The organism is Alcaligenes sp. AB3 (assembly GCF_031844565.1).
Lineage (GTDB): Bacteria > Pseudomonadota > Gammaproteobacteria > Burkholderiales > Burkholderiaceae_B > Alcaligenes > Alcaligenes faecalis.
This window is the reverse complement of record NZ_JAUZVM010000003.1, coordinates 378,141-394,731: the sequence shown is the minus strand read 5'-3', so window position 1 is coordinate 394,731 and position 16,591 is coordinate 378,141. Positions and strand designations below refer to the sequence as shown.

The window sequence follows — 16,591 nt, the reverse complement described above, 5'->3', positions numbered from 1 at the left end:
GAAAAGGGTTTAAAGCCGCTGGGCGATATCTTGAACCAGTTGGCGCGCCGCCAGCAGTTTATCCTGGGCAGGCCAGTGCATATGGCCTTGCTCGTCAAACAGCACCAGCTCGGTGTCGTCGGCGTTCATGGCGCGCTGGGCCAGGTTGGCAACCAGCAAAGGCACATTTTTACGCTGGCGCTTGGCCTGGGCGTGCTCGATCAGGTTGTCTGTCTCGGCGGCAAAGCCTACGCAGAAAGGACCGTTCTTCAGTGCGGCAACCTCGGCCAGAATGTCGGGGTTGGGGCTGAATTGCAGGTCTGGCGTGGCTTGTTCGGAGGTCTTTTTGATCTTGATGTCGCTGGCATTGCTGACGTACCAGTCTGCTACTGCTGCAACGCTGATGAAGATATCGGCATCATCCACTTGGGACATGACAGTGGCATGCATTTGGCGGGCCGTTTCCACATTGATGCGGCGCACCTGGTAGGGCGCTTCCAATGCTACCGGGCCGGAGACCAGCGTCACTTGCGCACCGGCTTCTTGAGCCGCACGGGCAATGGCGTAGCCCATCTTGCCGGAGGAACGGTTGCTGATGACGCGCACTGGGTCAATCGGCTCGCTGGTCGGGCCAGCGGTGATCAGGACTCGTTTACCAGCCAGCAGCTTGGGCTGGAAGAAGGCAGTCAGTTCAGCCAGCAGTTGTGCCGGTTCCAGCATGCGACCGTCGCCGATTTCACCACAGGCCTGGTCGCCGCTGCCGGGGCCCAGAATATGCACGCCGTCGCGGCGCAGTTGTTCGACATTGCGCTGGGTGGCGGGATGCAGCCACATTTCCCGATTCATGGCCGGGGCGATCAGCAGGGGGCAGTGTCCACGGGCCACGCATAAGGTGCTGAGCAAGTCGTCGGCCAGACCGTTGGCCAGTTTGGCCATGAAGTTGGTGCTGGCGGGGGCGATCAGGATGGCGTCGGCATCCCGGCTAAGCTGGATGTGGGCCATATTGTTGGGAACACGCGCATCCCACAAGTCGGTGTAGACGGTACGACCCGACAGGGCCTGAAAGGTGACCGGGCTGATGAAGCGTGTGGCCGATTCGGTCATGACCACATCAATCCGGGCACCCAGGTCCTGGCTGCGACGCAAGAGTTCGGCGGTTTTATAAGCAGCGATGCCGCCGGTGATGCCAAACACCAGTTTTTTATTGCTAAGCATAGGACATGATCCTTACAGACTCAGGAGCGCTGTCGTTTGTTGCGGCGTATGCGCATGAACTCGTCCAGCACCAACAGGGCAGCGCCGCAGCTGATGGCGACATCGGCAATATTGAAGGCTGGAAAGTAGGATTGATTCCAGTAGAACAGCAGAAAATCTACCACGTGCCCGTGCATCAGGCGATCCACCACGTTGCCGATAGCACCACCCAGAATCAGGCTTAGCGACAGGCAAAACAAGGGCTGCTTGGCCGAGCGGCGCAGCATGGTCACGATAAAGACCGTGGCGACAGCGGCAATGCCTACAAAAAACCAGCGCTGCCAACCCTGACCACCGGCCAGAAAGCTGAATGCCGCGCCGGGGTTGTAGAGCAGGGTGAAATCAAAAAAGGGCAGGATATTCCAACGTTCCTGATAGAACAGGTTGCTGTCGAAATACTGTTTGGTCCATTGATCCAGGCCGACAATAAAGGCGGCCAGACCAATCCAGGCCCAGAACTGCCGCGAGGGCAGCCGGGCCTGGCCGGGAGAAGGGGCCATGTCCTTATCAGGCATGGTGACGTACTTCGCCTTCGCCAAACAGATTGTCCTCGCAACGAGCACACAGGGTGGGGTGCTCGGCGCTCTGGCCTACGTCTGGGCGGTGGTGCCAGCAACGCTCGCACTTGGCCTGTTCGGTAGGGGTAACGTCGATGCGCAGGTCGCCTTCGCCCGCATGCACATCGGCACGAGAGACGATCAGCATGAAGCGCAGATCTTCGCCCAGAGATTGCAGGAATTCCAGATCCTGACCGTTGGCATAGATGTCGATCTCGGCAGCCAGGGAGGAACCGATGGCGCCGGTGCTACGTACATCTTCAATGCGGCGCATCACGTCGGCACGGATGGCGCGCAGGCGTTGCCACTTGCTGCTCAGTGCCGATTGTTCGCCTTGCTCGGGCAGGACATGGAACAGTTCGGTGAAGATGGTGCCGCTAGGAACCGTACCACCGTGCATGTCACGCCAGGCTTCTTCTGCCGTGAAGGACAGGATAGGGGCCATCAGCTTGAGCAGGGTTTGTGTCAGGTGGTACAGCGCCGTTTGAGCCGAGCGACGTGGCTGGCCATCTTTGGCGGTGGTGTACAGACGGTCTTTCAGAATATCCAGATAGAACGCGCCCAGGTCTTCGGAGCAGAAGGTCTGCAAGCGAGCCACGATGGGGTGGAACTCGTAACGCTTGTAGTGCTCCAGCAACTCGGCCTGCATGTCGGCGGTCATTTGCAGGGCGTAGCGGTCGATCTCGGTCAGTTGATCAACAGGCACAGCATGTTGGGTGACGTCGAAGTCGGCCAGGTTGCCCAGCAGGAACTTCAAGGTATTGCGGATACGGCGGTAGCCTTCCACAACACGCTTCAGAATTTCGTCGGAGATGGACAGCTCGCCCGAGTAATCAGTAGAGGCGGCCCACAGGCGCATGATCTCGGCACCCATCTTGTCGGCAATTTCTTGCGGCTTGATGATATTGCCCAGCGATTTGCTCATCTTGCGACCATTGCCGTCCACCACGAAACCGTGGGTCAGCAGGGCTTTGTAGGGTGCGCGGCCATACAGCATGCAGCCGGTCAGCAAGGACGAGTGGAACCAGCCGCGGTGCTGGTCCGAGCCTTCCAGGTACAGGTCGGCAGGCCATTGCAGCTTGTCAGCGTGCGAGCCGTGGGTGGTGTGATCCTTGCCACCCAGCACGGTGGCGTGCGTGGTGCCCGAGTCAAACCATACGTCCAGCGTGTCGCGGTTTTTCTCGTACAGATCGGCCTCGTCACCCAGCAGGTCGCGTGGGTCCAGGTTTTGCCAGGCTTCGATACCGCTCTTCTCGATGCGCTCGGCTACTTGTTCCATCAGCTCGGGCGTACGGGGATGCAGTTCGCCCGTTTCCTTGTGCACAAAGAAAGCCATGGGCACACCCCATTGGCGCTGACGCGACAAAGTCCAGTCGGGGCGGTTGGCGATCATGGCGTGCAGGCGGGCACGACCCCAGGAGGGGTAGAACTCGGTGTTATCAATGGCTTCCAGAGCCATTTCACGCAAGGTACGGCCGCTGCTGTTTTCCTTGTCCATACCGGCAAACCATTGGCTGGTGGCACGGTAGATGATGGGCGTCTTGTGACGCCAGCAGTGCATGTAGCTGTGCGGGTGCTGTTCGGTTTTCAGCAAGGTGCCGGCGTTCTGCAAGGCTTCCACGATTTGCGGGTTGGCTTTCCAGATCATCTGGCCGCCAAACAGAGGCAGATTTTCGGCGTAATGCCCATTGCCCATCACGGGCGTGAGCATGTCGTCGTCCTTCATGCCGTGGGTTTTGCAGGAGATAAAGTCTTCAATACCGTAGGCAGGAGCCGAGTGCACCACGCCCGTACCGCTGTCCAGGGTGACGTAATCGCCCAGGTACACAGGGGAGCGGCGTTGGTAGCCTGCGTCCACGTGGGCCAGAGGGTGATTGAATTCGATCAGGTTCAGGGCTTCGCCAGTGGCGGTGGCCACCACCTGGCCGTTCAGGCCCCATTGTTCCAGGCAGGATTTCACCAGCTCTTCGGCCACGATCAGCAAGGAGCCGGTAGCACGTGGGCTGTCCAGCTTGACCAGGGCGTAGCTGATTTCAGGGTGTACGTTCAGCGCCTGGTTGGCAGGAATGGTCCAGGGGGTGGTGGTCCAGATGACGATGGCGCCATCGTCCACGCTGTCCACGCCAAAGGCGGCAGCCAGCTTGTCTTTTTGCGCGAAGGGGAAGGCCACATGCACGGACGGGTCGGTGCGATCCGCGTATTCAACCTCGGCTTCTGCCAGGGCGGAACCACAGTCAAAACACCAGTTCACGGGTTTCAGGCCACGGAACACGAAACCTTTTTGCATGATCTTGGACAGCACGCGCAGCTCGTCGGCTTCGTTGCTGAAGTTCATGGTCAGGTAAGGCAGGTCCCAGTCGGCCAGCACGCCCAGACGCTTGAAGTCCTTGCGCTGGCTGTCGATCTGTTCCAGAGCGTAGGCGCGCGCCTTGGCCTGAACTTCCGCCACAGGCAGGTTCTTGCCGTATTTCTTTTCGATCTGGACTTCAATGGGCATGCCGTGGCAGTCCCAGCCGGGCACGTATTGCGCGTCAAAGCCGGCCATATTGCGGCTTTTGACGATGATGTCTTTCAGAACCTTGTTGACCGCGTGGCCAATGTGAATGTCGCCGTTCGCATAGGGAGGGCCGTCGTGCAAAATAAATTTGGGACGACCGGCACTGGCTTGCCGAATTGCTGCATAGACTTTGTTTTCTTCCCACTGGCTAATCCAGCCCGGCTCACGTTTGGCGAGGTCGCCACGCATGGGAAAGGGGGTGTCGGGCAAATTGAGAGAGTTTTTATAGTCCATTTGAAGCAAAGTAGTCGCGAGCGCGTTGTGCATCGTTGTCGATGGCGGCGATCATTGTGATGAGGTCCGGGAATTTTTCCTCGTCCCTGACAAATTCCAGAAATTCTATACGGGCAAGTTTACCGTAAGCATCCAGGCGTTGGTCCAGTAAATGCACCTCTAACAGCAGCCGTCCCTGGTCTATGACGGTTGGGCGTACCCCCAAGGAGGCAATGCCGGGCAGAGCCTGTCCGGTCAGTCCGTGAACCCGGACCACGTACACGCCGGAGCGGGCGGCACAGTGTTCGGGAACACGCACGTTCAAGGTCGGGTAGCCAATGTCCCGGCCCAGCTTCTGGCCATGAATGACATGACCACTAATATGAAAGGGTTTGCCCAGCAGGGCACGGGCGCGGTCCAGCTGGCCCACGGCCAGGGCGGTGCGCACTTCCGAGCTGGAGATGCGGCGGCCATCGGCATCGGCCACATCGTGCAGGGTCTCGACGCTGAAGCCATGGCGCTTGCCCGCTTCGCGCAACATTTCAATGTCGCCGGCGCGTTTGTGGCCGTAGCGGAAATCCTCGCCCACCAGCAACCAGCCGGTGTTCAGACCCTGGACCAGAATCTCGTCAATAAAGGTAGCGGCCGACATATCGGCCATGGCCTGATTGAAGCGGGCCAGATAAATTTGTTCAATGCCGCATTGGTGCAGGGCTTCGACCTTGTCGCGCAGGCCGCTGATCTGCGTGGGGATCAGTTCGGGCCGTTGGCCGCGCTGCGCAAAAAAGGCGCGCGGGTGGGGCGTGAAGGTCATCACACAGGAGCTCAGGTCCTGCTGGCGCGCCACTTCATTGACGCGATGCAAGATGGCCTGATGGCCCAAATGGACCCCGTCAAAATTGCCAATGGTGACAGCGCTGCGGGCCGTGCTGTTGCGCCGCGGCAGAGAGCGATAGAGTTTTAGATCAGATTTCACAAGCGAGAGTTTACAATTTTGGATTCGTTATTTCTCGGGAAACAGGATTTTGACCGATTCCACCCTACCTTGTCGCCTTGTTGTGCTTATTTCAGGCCGGGGCTCCAACTTGCAGGCCATAGGCGAACTGATCAAGACAGCGGGCTTAAATGGCCGTATCGAGGCGGTCATCTCTAACAAGGGCGATGCGCCCGGACTGGAATGGGCGCAGCGTCAAGGGCTGCCTACCGAGACGGTTTCGCATCGCGAATTTGCAACACGTGAAGCCTTTGACCAGGCTTTGGCACGCGTGATCGACCGCTACCAGCCAGATTATGTTCTACTTGCGGGATTCATGCGCATCCTGAGCACAGGTTTTGTTCAGCACTATGCAGGCAAGCTCATCAATATACACCCATCCTTGCTTCCTAGCTTTCCCGGTTTGAATACCCATCAACAGGCACTTGACGCGGGCGTGCAGTTTCACGGCTGCTCGGTGCACTTTGTGACCCCTGTGCTCGATGATGGTCCCATCATTGCCCAAAGTATCGTGCCCGTCCTGCACGACGATGATGCACAGACTTTGGCAGAGCGCGTTCTGGCAACCGAACACCACGTCTATACCGAGGCCGTACGCTGGCTGATCGAGGGACGGGTGCGTTTGCAGGCTGATGGTCGTGTCGAGGTTGCCGGACTTGCGCATCGCGGCTTTTATTTCCCCGCCTGATTGAGCGGGCTATTTGGAATTTTTGAATATTCATGTCTGATCACCAACAATCCCGCGGCCGCTCGGACCGCAAGCGCCCGTCCTCGTCTGCCCAACGTAACGAGTCCGGGGCGCGTGGTCGCCCTTATGCAGCACGCCGCGACAAACCCTCGGGTCCACCCGAGCCGGGAGCGATGGCACAGCGCCGTCTGGAGCAGGTCTCCAGCGCCCTGGGTGAAGTTTTGCAGTGGAAGCACCCCGCCGACCTGGCCTTGACACGCTGGGCGCGTACACGCCCCAAAATGGGCTCGCGTGACCGTGCCGAGATCCGCGAAGCCGTGTTTGATGTGCTGCGCCACTTGCGTCAGTATCGTAACTGGGCGGAAAGCGGCGTAGGCCCATCCACCCGTCGTCTGGCCATTCTGGGCCTGTCTACCGCAATCGGTCAGGAATCCCTGTCTTTGGGTCTGACGGAAGAAGAGCGCCAGTGGCTGGGCCATATCCGTGCCCTGAATGTGGACGGTCTGCCGGTTGGCGTGCGCCTGAGCCTGCCCGAGTGGCTGGAAGAGCGTCTGAAAGAGATCCCGGATTCCTACAAGCTGATGGCCGCCATGAACGAGCAGGCCTTGCTGGATCTGCGCGTCAATCCCATGAAAGCCGAGCGTGACGCCGTATTGCGTCAGCTGCAAAACGGCCCCATGGCGCGCTTCAAACCCGTTGCCATGCCGTTTTCGCCTTGGGGTATCCGTATTCAAGGCCGCCCATCTGTCGCAGTATGGCCACAGTATGAGAAAGGCGAGCTGGAAATTCAGGAAGAGGGCAGCCAGTTGCTGACCGCCTTGCTGGAGCCTCGCCGTGGCGAGATGGTTATTGACTACTGCGCCGGTGCTGGTGGCAAATCCCTGCTGCTGGGCGCCCTGATGCGCTCCACAGGCCGTTTGTACGCCTTTGACGTGTCCGCAACCCGTTTGAACAAGGCCAAACCGCGCTTTGCTCGTGCTGGTCTGTCCAATGTGGTGCCTGTCGTGATTCAGGAAGCGGGCGACCAGCGTGTTCGCCGCCTGCATGGCAAGGCACAGCGCGTATTGGTCGACGCCCCTTGCAGCGGCTTGGGAACTTTACGTCGAAATCCTGATCTTAAGTGGCGTCAACACCCCCAAGCTCTGGAGCAGTACACTCAGATGCAGGCCGACATTCTGGAGCAAGCTGCGGCTTGCGTCGCACCAGGAGGTCGTTTGGTTTATGCAACATGTAGTTTCTTGCCTGAAGAAAACGAGCAGCAAGTGCAGGCGTTCTTGGACAAACATCCCGAGTTCAAGCTGCTGGATGCCCGGGAAATCTTGAAGGACAAATGTCCGGCCCTCGCGCTAGAGGGGCCTTATTTGAATCTGCGCACGGACCGTCACCAAACCGACTGTTTCTTTGGTGCGGCACTTGAACGAATCACGGAAAGTGCTTGATTTAAAGCAAGTTCGTCCTTAAATAGTGTTATTGTTAACTGGTTAGGTGGGCTACACTTTTCCGGTTTCCCTTAACACAAAGATCAGGTCTAAAAGGGTCTATGCAATCGTTTCTTTCTTTTCTTGCTGACGGATGGCTGCAACTGTCTTGGTGGCAGCTTACTCTCGTCATTCTGGCGGTGACTCATGTCACTATTGTGTCAGTTACCGTATTTCTCCACCGCAGTCAGGCGCACCGCGGGCTGGACCTGCACCCAGCGCTTATGCATTTCTTCCGTTTCTGGCTCTGGATGACCACCGGTATGGTCACAAAAGAATGGGTTGCGATTCACCGCAAGCACCACGCCAAATGCGAACGTGAAGGCGATCCCCATTCCCCTGTGGTCTTTGGTCTGGGCCAGGTGTTCTTCCGTGGTGCTGAACTGTACCGCCAGGAAGCCACCAACCCTGAAACCTTGAAGCGTTTCGGTCACGGCACCCCCGATGACTGGCTCGAGCGCAACCTGTACAGCAAATACAGCATGTTGGGTATTACCATCATGTTGGGTATTGATCTGTTCCTGTTCGGTCTGCTGGGTCTGACTGTCTGGGCTATCCAGATGGCCTGGATTCCTTTCTGGGCTGCCGGTGTGGTGAACGGTCTGGGTCACGCTATCGGTTACCGCAACTTTGCCAGCCCTGATACCAGCACCAACGTGTTCCCTTGGGGCATCATCATTGGTGGTGAAGAGCTGCACAACAACCACCACGCTTACGGTACGTCCGCCAAGTTCTCCAGCAAATGGTACGAATTTGACTTGGGCTGGTGCTACATCTCGGTGTTCAAGGCACTGGGTCTGGCCAAGGTCAAGAAGGTCGCTCCCAAGCTGCGTCTGGAGCCTAGCGTGCCTTCGAATGCTCCGCTGGAAGGCATCAGCCTGGCCACCTTGCAGGGCGTGATTACTCACCGCTACGAAATTCTGGCCCGCTATGCGGACATCATCAAAACCACGGCCTCGGAAGAGATTGCCCGTCTGAAACCACAGGTGAACAAGGACAATCCGAATTGCTCCTGGTCCCTGCTGGAAAGCTGCAATGACTGGATTGGTCGTGGCGACGATGTGCTGGCTCCCGAGCAGCGCGCTGAACTGGAAACGGTAGCGGCTGGCGATTCCCGCCTGTCCATCCTGGTTCGCATGCAGCGTGAACTGGCCGGTATCTGGGAAAGCTCCAGCGCCTCCAGCGAGCAGTTGCTGTCCGACCTGCGCGCATGGTGCCAGCGCGCTCAGCAAAGTGGTATTGAAAGTCTTGAGCAGTTCGCCTTGCGTCTGCGCCGCTACGCGGCATGATGGATCGCTTAAACCCGGAACAGCGAGCCGCCGTTACTTTACCCTCTGGCCATGCCCTGGTGCTGGCCGGAGCCGGTAGCGGAAAAACCAGTGTACTGACCTCTCGAATGGCCTGGTTAATCCAGACCGGGCAGGTCAGCCCACATGGCCTTGCTGCTGTTACCTTCACCAATAAAGCCGCGCGCGAAATGCTGACGCGGCTTACTTCTTTATTGCCTATCGATACCCGCGGAATGTGGGTCGGGACCTTTCACGGCCTGTGCAATCGCTTGCTGCGCATGCATTACCGTGATGCCGGTCTGGTACAGACTTTCCAGATCCTGGATACGGCAGATCAGTTGGCCTCCATCAAACGTATGGTCAAGGCCAACAATGTGGACGACGAAAAATTTCCGCCCAAGGAAATTCAGAAGTTCATCAACGCCTGTAAAGAAGATGGCCAACGTCCTGGCGACCTGGAAGCCCACGACCCCCACCGCCGCCGCCTGATCGAGCTCTATCAGCTTTATCAAGAGCAGTGCGAACGTGAAGGTGTGGTGGACTTTGGCGAGCTATTGCTGCGTGCCTACGAGCTGCTGTCCCGCAATGCCCCGATTCGTGAGCATTATCAGCGCCGTTTCAAACACATTCTGGTCGACGAGTTCCAGGACACCAACGTGCTGCAGTATCGCTGGTTACGTCTTTTGGCCGGTGATCAGGCTTGCATGTTTGCGGTGGGCGATGATGATCAGTCCATCTATGCTTTCCGTGGCGCGAACGTGGGCAATATGGCCGACTTCGAGCGCGACTATGCCCGTGGCAATGTGATACGCCTGGAGCAGAACTACCGTTCCTGCGGCCATATTCTGGATTCGGCCAACGCGCTGATCGAGAACAATAGCGGCCGCCTGGGCAAGAACCTGTGGACCGATAGTGGCGAAGGCGAATTGGTGCGCATCAGCGAACTGGCCTCGGATGCTCTTGAAGCACAGTGGATTGTGGATGAAGTCCGCGCCCTGATCGCTGAAGGCAAGCCACGTCGTGAAATTGCCATTCTGTACCGCAGCAACGCCCAGTCCCGAGTGATCGAGCACAGGCTGTTTTCCCAAGGCTTGCCCTACAAAGTGTATGGCGGCCACCGCTTCTTCGAGCGTCAGGAAATCAAGCACGTACTGGCTTACTTGCGCCTGATGGACAACGCAGATGATGACACCGCTTTCCTGCGCGTCGTGAACTTTCCGACTCGTGGTATCGGTGCCCGCTCTGTCGAGCAACTGGCTGATCTGGCGCGCGAACGCGGTACCAGCCTGTTGCGTGCAATTCCCTATTTGCAAGGGCGTGCGGCTGCCAGCTTGATGCGTTTCTCGAACCTGATTCAGGATATGGCCAGCCAGGCGCAGATCCTGTCTTTGCCCGAGCTGATTGAGCACGTTGTCCACGATAGCACCTTGCTGGCCCATTACCAGGCCGACCGCGAAGGTGCCGAGCGACTGGAAAACTTGCAGGAATTGGTCAACGCAGCCACGGTGTTTGTGGGTGAAGAAGGCTTTGCCGAGCTGCCAGCCGGTCGAGTCCCAGAAGCTGTGGCGGGCGAGTCCGAGCAGGCCATGCAGAACCCGGACCAAGCGACTGCCTCCGTGCTGGCTCCCATGTCGCCTTTGGGCTCCTTCCTGACCCATGCTTCTCTGGAGGCCGGGGACAATCAGGCCCAGGCAGGCCAGGACGCCATTCAGCTGATGACGATCCATGCCGCCAAAGGTCTGGAGTTCGATGCGGTCTTCATTACCGGCCTGGAAGAGGGTTTGTTCCCGCATGAGAACAGCTTGTTCGACCCTGGTGGGATCGAGGAAGAGCGTCGTTTGATGTATGTGGCGATTACGCGGGCGCGTCAGCGCTTGTACATCACCCTGGCACAAAGCCGCATGCTGCACGGCCAGACGCGTTACGCCATGCGTTCACGCTTTTTGGAAGAGCTGCCGGAGCAACACATCAAATGGTTGTCGGCTCGCTATACCAGTTCGCCCATGCAGTCAGAGGCCAGTTCGGGTGCATTCCGTCGTGGTCAGAGCTGGGAGTCCAAGGACAAGAGCTATTCGGCCCAGCCTTACGGCGGTCGCAGTCACACCAGCGTGCTGGAAGTGAATGGCCAGACCTTCCGTGTGGGGCAGGGGGTGCATCACAACCGTTTTGGTGAAGGCACCATTATTAATTTGACCGGTCAGGGCGATGATGCCCAGGCCTTGATTCAGTTCCGTGAAGTCGGCAGCAAGACTCTGGCCCTGGCCATTGCCAAGCTGGATCCTGTGAGCTGATAAGCGAAATAGGTACTGAGTCAGTCGATTGCAGTTTGAAGGCCCCCGGATACTCCGGGGGCTTTTTTTATGGCCGCACAAAGCCATGGGAGTTTTCAAACAGACGCGTTTTTTTGCCGGGTTTTTGCATCAAGCAGTTCAATTCTCCTGCTCCTCATTCTTGGTTTCGTAGCCTCCCAAGAAAAAACTCATGTTTTATTTCCTGTTTTTGACTGGGGGAAGGTGTGTTCGGAAACCCATGCTGTATGCGGGTTTCCTGTTTTTAGTGTTCTTCTTTTAGCTGCTATATGAGCGTTATATATAAGGGTTATAGTTTCTGGTTATAAAGATAGTGCCCCCATAAAATCGAAGCCTAAATTAATTACAGATAACAAACACACATGGAGGCGATCATGGAACCTAGCAATCTCTCGCGCCGGCGCATGCTTTTGTCCACGGGCGGAGTCATGGCCTTGGCGGGAACGGCAAGCCTGACACCCTTGTCAGCTGCACTGGCCCAGGAAAAGGCAAAAACGCAGGCTAAAGCCTTGCCAGCCTATGCATCCTGGAAACATGCCGACAGCTTGATCGTGCACAGTGCCAACACCATTGAAACCAAGCGCAGCGCGTTTGGTTCGGGTCTGATTACACCGCTGGACCGCTTGTTCGTGCGCAATAACGTCGCCCCTCCGTCCGAGCAGATCGTCGCCGACCCAGACGCATGGGTATTGGCGATCAAGGGCGTAAAAAATCCTAAAGACATGACCGTGGCCGAGCTGAAACGCCTGGGTCTGGTCGCAGTACCCATGGTGCTGCAGTGCTCCGGTAACGGTCGTGCTTTTTTCCCCGAGAAACCCAGCGGTACACAGTGGACCGTAGGCGCAGCAGGCTGCGTGGTCTTTACTGGCGTGCCGATCAAGGCTGTGCTGGAGGCTGTCGGTGGCATGGAAGAGGGTGCCAAGTACATGACCGGTCAGGGCGGCGAGGAGATTCCCCAGGGGCTGGACCCGAACACCATCATGGTGGAGCGTTCGATTCCGCTGGAAGCCATTGATGACGCGATTCTGGCTTGGGAAATCAATGGTCAGCCTATCCCTCTGGCCCACGGCGGCCCCTTGCGCTTGGTCGTGCCGGGTTACACCGGAGTCAATAACGTCAAGTACATCAAGCAGCTGGCGTTTACCAAGGAGCAGTCTGCCGCCAACATTCAGCAAAACAGCTACCGCCTGGCGCCAGTGGGTGAAAAGTCCAACCCGAATCAGGAATCGGTTTGGGAAATGCCCGTCAAATCCTGGGTGACCAGCCCCAGCGGTGAGCCGGGTGAGAAGCTCAAGGCCGGCAAGGTACAGATCCAGGGCTTGGCCTTTGGGGGCATGACGGCAGCCAAAGAGGTGGAAGTGTCCGTGGATGGCGGCAAGAACTGGGTGAAAGCGACGTTTGTAGGTCCTGATCTGGGCAAATATGCGTGGCGTCAGTTCGTTGTGGGCGTGGATCTGAAACCGGGCAAGTACGAGATTGCCAGTCGTGCGACCAGCGAAGCAGGCACGGCACAGCCTGAAGAGCGTGTAGCCAATAACCGTGGCTATTTGAACAATAGCTGGCGCGACCACATGCTGGCTATCACGGTAGTTTAAGTCTTGAATGTTGTACCCGCCCCGTCAGCTCGGGGCGGTTATGGAAGGGAATCATGAAGAAATATCTCGTTGCTGCAGTATCTGTATTTGTTGTCAGTATCCAGGCTTACGCTCAGGAGCAAGGCAAGGAACTGTTTCTGACAGGCGCCAAGCCCATTGCCTGTGCGGTCTGTCATACCCTGGCTGATGCGGGTTCAGCCGGGGCCATCGGTCCGGATCTGGATGAGCTCAAGCCGGGCAAGGAGCAGATCCTGAAGGTCATGAAAGAAGGCATGGGTGCCATGCCTTCTTTTGCTCAAACCATGAGTGACGAAGAGCGTGATGCTGTCGCCACCTATGTCAGCTCTGTAGCGGGTCAATAAGCCCTGTTGTTGCCCTTGTAGTCAGGCACTGGCCGCCTTACCGATCTTGCTCCTGATCAGGGTGCAGAAATTCGGTAGGCGGCTTTTTGTTGGTATTGTGATGCAGGATGCGGGCAGGGCGGCCCTCTTCATCCAGCCAGATCTGGCCAATGCCGGAACCATTCCAGACGCGCCCTCCATGCTTGCGCTGATCTGGCAGACGTGGGCTGATGCTCAGGTCACGGCGTTGCGTAAACCAGTTAAGGGGCGATCGGGGGGAATAGAGCCAGCGGTTAAGCCGATCCAGCCAGTTCAGCAGCCCTTCCGGAAATTCGTTCTTGATGCCGCTGCTGGTCACTTGCCAGATATGCGGGATATGTTTGCTATGGCGTACCTGCACATCGTAGACGAAGGAGTAGTGCACATCTCCGGACAAAATCACGTAGTTACCGGGAGTGCGCGAATGCCTGAAGATATTCAGCATGGTATTGGCGGCCCCCCGGTGGGCCATCCAGTTCTCGGCATCCACCGTCAGAGCAAAGCCTGCGTAGGTACAGATTCGTTGAATGACCTCGATCAGCTTGACGCCGAACATGGGCGTGGGTGACACAATCACGGCGGCACGCTCGTCCAGCAACTCGTGCTGCAGCTCGGTCAAGGACTCCCAATCCATCAAGCCGGAAGGGCGGCTTGGCATGCGGCGGTTATGCCATCGACGCGTGCGTGTATCAAGCACAATCAGCGTGGGCTGGGTGCGCAGCACATAGTCCCACTGACGAAATTCCAGCAACTCCTTGATGAGCGTGTCCTGTGTGTGGTGTTCAAGACGTTGATACTCATCGGGCGATTGGGTCCAGGCGGTGACCGTGTCCAGCATGGACTCAAAGACCTCGGGACGGTTGCCCCAGGCCTGACACAACATATACGCCACCAGCGCATTGCCCACGATCTGTCGTGAAAAAGGATGGCCGTAGGCGACGCTTTCCCATTTGGCAGACAGATTCCAGTCATCGGTGATGTCGTGGTCGTCAAAAATCATCAGGGTTTGCACGTGCGCCAACAAACGGGCTGCCTGGGGCAAATCCTGACGGAAGCCTTGCAGAGCGGCCGCCTCACGTTCCCAGCGTTGCTGATGTTTGGGTTCCAGAGCTGGGGGAGTGGGCTCGGCAATGATTTGCCAGGGAATGGGGGACCAGACCAGCAAGTACATGGCAAAGACTTCGGCCAGGGTCACCAAATGGTTGTGGGCATTGGCGGTGGTGAAAATCGGCTTTTCTACGCCACCAAAAAAACGCTCGCGCAGATCTTCGTTGGATTTGAAGGCCGGCAGCAAATCTGCGCGCCGGTAATAACTGGCGGGATGTCGATAAAGAGATTCGCTATCCGAGACAACCGCACCTTCCAGATATTCACCATACAAGCCTAGCCGCTCGATCAGGGAGTGAATGGCCGCCAGCATGGGGCCTGCCACATCGTCGGCATAGACCTGATCCCCGGACAGCATAAGCAGGGCTGGTCGGGCATGGGCTTGAGTGATGCGCTCGCTCAGTACCGTGTCAGCCTGTGCCAGACCATCACGGGAGGCGTGATGAGGTTTGCGGCAGGAACCAAACATCAGATTATCGGCGCGGCTGGCCAACACAAAGTTGGGCCGGGTCTGTCCCTGATGCAATAAATGGGGGGACCAGTCTGCGATCCCTTGTTCCGTTCCGCTGGCTGTTGAGTGGATAAGATCGTAGTGCACCAGCGTGTCCTGGGGAAGCGGGGCGCTAAGTGCTACATCAATGAAATGAATAAAGGCATGCTTGCCCAGCTGAACAATCCGGCATTGATCGGTATCCAGAGGGATACGTTGAGGAGGGCAGCCTTCCGGCTCCAGAATTAAATCCAGGGACAAGCTGGAACTGCCGACCAGCCAGAGGACTAAACGCTGGGAATCCAGGCGACGCAGAATAGGGCCCGCAAGTACCGGGGGCAAGTTGGAAGAAGGTTGGGAGAGACTCAAACGGGTAACAGCCAGAATCAGAAAAGACAATGGACAGCGTAGAGCGCAGAAAGTTGCAGTTCCAGCTTTGTTAGTGGAGCAATCTGTGTAGCGGAATGTTGGATAGATGGAATAAGAACAAGCAGGGCCATCTGTAATCAGTGGCCCTGTCTTGTCCGGCGGGTCCGCGCTTTACGATGTAGCCGCGCTGCTTAGTGGTTTACCATTTCAGGCTTGGTTTCCAGAAATGCCGCCACTTGTGCGTCCAGATCGCCCTCATGAACGACGCGTACCGGAAAGCCGAATTTCTCGCTTAAAGGGGCGACAAAGGCATTCAGGGAAAAGGCCATCAAGGCATTGCTCACGACAACCAGGCTGGCGGCACAGGAGGTGCTCAAGCGGCTGCGGTTGTCCTTGATCCATTGCGAGAACTCCTCCTTGTCCGAACTATCCTCTGCGCCGGGCAGCTCTCGGGTCAGCAAGACAAAGCGCTGCCCTTGATCCAGCAAGGTTTCCAGCTCCTCTTTCCAATTGGAAGGGGCGCTGTTCGAGATCCAGATACGGGGAAATTCCTGTGTGGCAACGTGCATGGACGGGTCCTGAAAAGGTCTGTTTATGGTTTGTTTTGAATGCGCTGCTTTGTACCATCAATCAACAGGTTCAGGCCAGTGATAAAACGGCCCGTAAAGTCATCGGAAAAAATCGCCTCACGTGCCTGCCAGTTACAGGGGTACTTTTCTTGAGCCAATTCTAAAAAAGCCTGTTTGCGTAAAGACAGGTCCAATGTGCTGCCCGGCCCAAGCGCCTGTTCTTCCATGACAAAACCCAGAATGTAATAGATCAGGCTAAAGCTGGCCTCGGCAGCAAATTGACTGTCTGCGCCTGCCTGCATGAAAGCGGACAAGAAGGCTTCGCTGGTGCGCAGCACATTGTCGGTGACTACATAGGTGCCCGCAAAGACACGGGCTCCGTCGCGCCGTTGCAAGAGGGCCTGCCGAAATTCCAGAGCCAGGTGACGGACTTGTTCATCCCAGGTCTGATCGCTTGGGCAATGGCGCGCCACGTTTTCTACCAGAGCGTCGGCCATGCCATCAATCAAGGCTTGCTTGGCATTGAAATGCCAGTACAGCGAGGGGGCCTGGATGTTCAGGGCCTGGGCCAGTTTGCGCAATGTCAGTCCTTCCAAACCTTCCTGGTCCAGCAAGTCCAGCGCTGTCTGGATGATGTGTTCGCGTTGAATACGGGGCGCTTTCGTTGCCATGTTCTCTCCGATATTTGCAACCTAACGCTGTTAGTGTATCATTCGCCCATAGACTAACAGTGTTAGGTTGTGATTTTTGATTGAGCAGGGAT

Annotated in this window: 13 protein-coding genes; 6 read left to right on the top strand and 7 right to left on the bottom strand. The window is 57.3% G+C overall.

What is annotated here, in order from left to right:
• Positions 1-9: 9 nt before the first annotated feature.
• Genes coaBC through Q9R35_RS09275 form a run of 4 tightly spaced genes read right to left on the bottom strand, consistent with a single transcriptional unit; the run spans position 10 to position 5,536 of the window.
• The gene (gene coaBC / locus Q9R35_RS09290; RefSeq protein ID WP_311219749.1) at positions 10-1,194 is read right to left on the bottom strand and encodes a bifunctional phosphopantothenoylcysteine decarboxylase/phosphopantothenate--cysteine ligase CoaBC; all 1,185 of its coding nucleotides are present in this window, start codon (positions 1,192-1,194) and stop codon (positions 10-12) included.
• A gap of 20 nt (positions 1,195-1,214) precedes the next feature.
• Positions 1,215-1,748, bottom strand: a complete 534-nt coding sequence (gene lspA / locus Q9R35_RS09285) for a signal peptidase II (protein ID WP_372406996.1) — start codon at positions 1,746-1,748, stop codon at positions 1,215-1,217.
• The gene (ileS, locus tag Q9R35_RS09280) at positions 1,741-4,581 is read right to left on the bottom strand and encodes an isoleucine--tRNA ligase (RefSeq protein ID WP_311219748.1); all 2,841 of its coding nucleotides are present in this window, start codon (positions 4,579-4,581) and stop codon (positions 1,741-1,743) included. Before ileS ends, lspA begins: the two co-directional genes overlap by 8 nt.
• Complete coding sequence (locus Q9R35_RS09275; protein WP_042487846.1) at positions 4,571-5,536, bottom strand: bifunctional riboflavin kinase/FAD synthetase; 966 nt, start codon at positions 5,534-5,536, stop codon at positions 4,571-4,573. The genes ileS and Q9R35_RS09275 overlap by 11 nt, the downstream gene beginning before the upstream one ends.
• Positions 5,537-5,585: 49 nt before the next feature.
• Here Q9R35_RS09275 and purN point away from each other — a divergent pair, with 49 nt between their 5' ends.
• From purN to Q9R35_RS09245, 6 genes are all read left to right on the top strand, one after another.
• Positions 5,586-6,242, top strand: a complete 657-nt coding sequence (purN, locus tag Q9R35_RS09270) for a phosphoribosylglycinamide formyltransferase (protein ID WP_045931596.1) — start codon at positions 5,586-5,588, stop codon at positions 6,240-6,242.
• A 173-nt stretch (positions 6,243-6,415) separates the two neighbouring features.
• Complete coding sequence (locus Q9R35_RS09265) at positions 6,416-7,681, top strand: RsmB/NOP family class I SAM-dependent RNA methyltransferase (RefSeq protein WP_231691501.1); 1,266 nt, start codon at positions 6,416-6,418, stop codon at positions 7,679-7,681.
• 101 nt (positions 7,682-7,782) lie between these two features.
• Entirely contained in the window at positions 7,783-9,009 is a 1,227-nt protein-coding gene (locus Q9R35_RS09260; RefSeq protein WP_021446741.1) for a fatty acid desaturase, read from the top strand.
• Complete coding sequence (locus Q9R35_RS09255; RefSeq protein WP_026482876.1) at positions 9,006-11,300, top strand: UvrD-helicase domain-containing protein; 2,295 nt, start codon at positions 9,006-9,008, stop codon at positions 11,298-11,300. Before Q9R35_RS09260 ends, Q9R35_RS09255 begins: the two co-directional genes overlap by 4 nt.
• Before the next feature lie 392 nt (positions 11,301-11,692).
• A complete protein-coding gene (locus tag Q9R35_RS09250) occupies positions 11,693-12,913 on the top strand; it encodes a sulfite oxidase (RefSeq protein WP_311219747.1) in 1,221 nt (406 codons plus the stop codon).
• Between the two features lie 53 nt (positions 12,914-12,966).
• Complete coding sequence (locus tag Q9R35_RS09245; protein WP_252606302.1) at positions 12,967-13,275, top strand: cytochrome c; 309 nt, start codon at positions 12,967-12,969, stop codon at positions 13,273-13,275.
• 37 nt (positions 13,276-13,312) lie between these two features.
• On the opposite strand, the gene Q9R35_RS09240 is transcribed toward Q9R35_RS09245, so the two are convergent.
• From Q9R35_RS09240 to Q9R35_RS09230, 3 genes are all read right to left on the bottom strand, one after another.
• The gene (locus tag Q9R35_RS09240) at positions 13,313-15,259 is read right to left on the bottom strand and encodes an alkaline phosphatase D family protein (RefSeq protein WP_311219746.1); all 1,947 of its coding nucleotides are present in this window, start codon (positions 15,257-15,259) and stop codon (positions 13,313-13,315) included.
• Positions 15,260-15,450: 191 nt separating this feature from the next.
• On the bottom strand, positions 15,451-15,828 hold the full coding sequence (locus Q9R35_RS09235; RefSeq protein ID WP_197314020.1) for a hypothetical protein: 378 nt from the start codon (positions 15,826-15,828) through the stop codon (positions 15,451-15,453).
• 23 nt (positions 15,829-15,851) lie between these two features.
• Positions 15,852-16,499, bottom strand: coding sequence for a TetR/AcrR family transcriptional regulator C-terminal domain-containing protein (locus Q9R35_RS09230; RefSeq protein WP_042487838.1), 648 nt, complete (start codon positions 16,497-16,499; stop codon positions 15,852-15,854).
• Positions 16,500-16,591 lie beyond the last annotated feature (92 nt).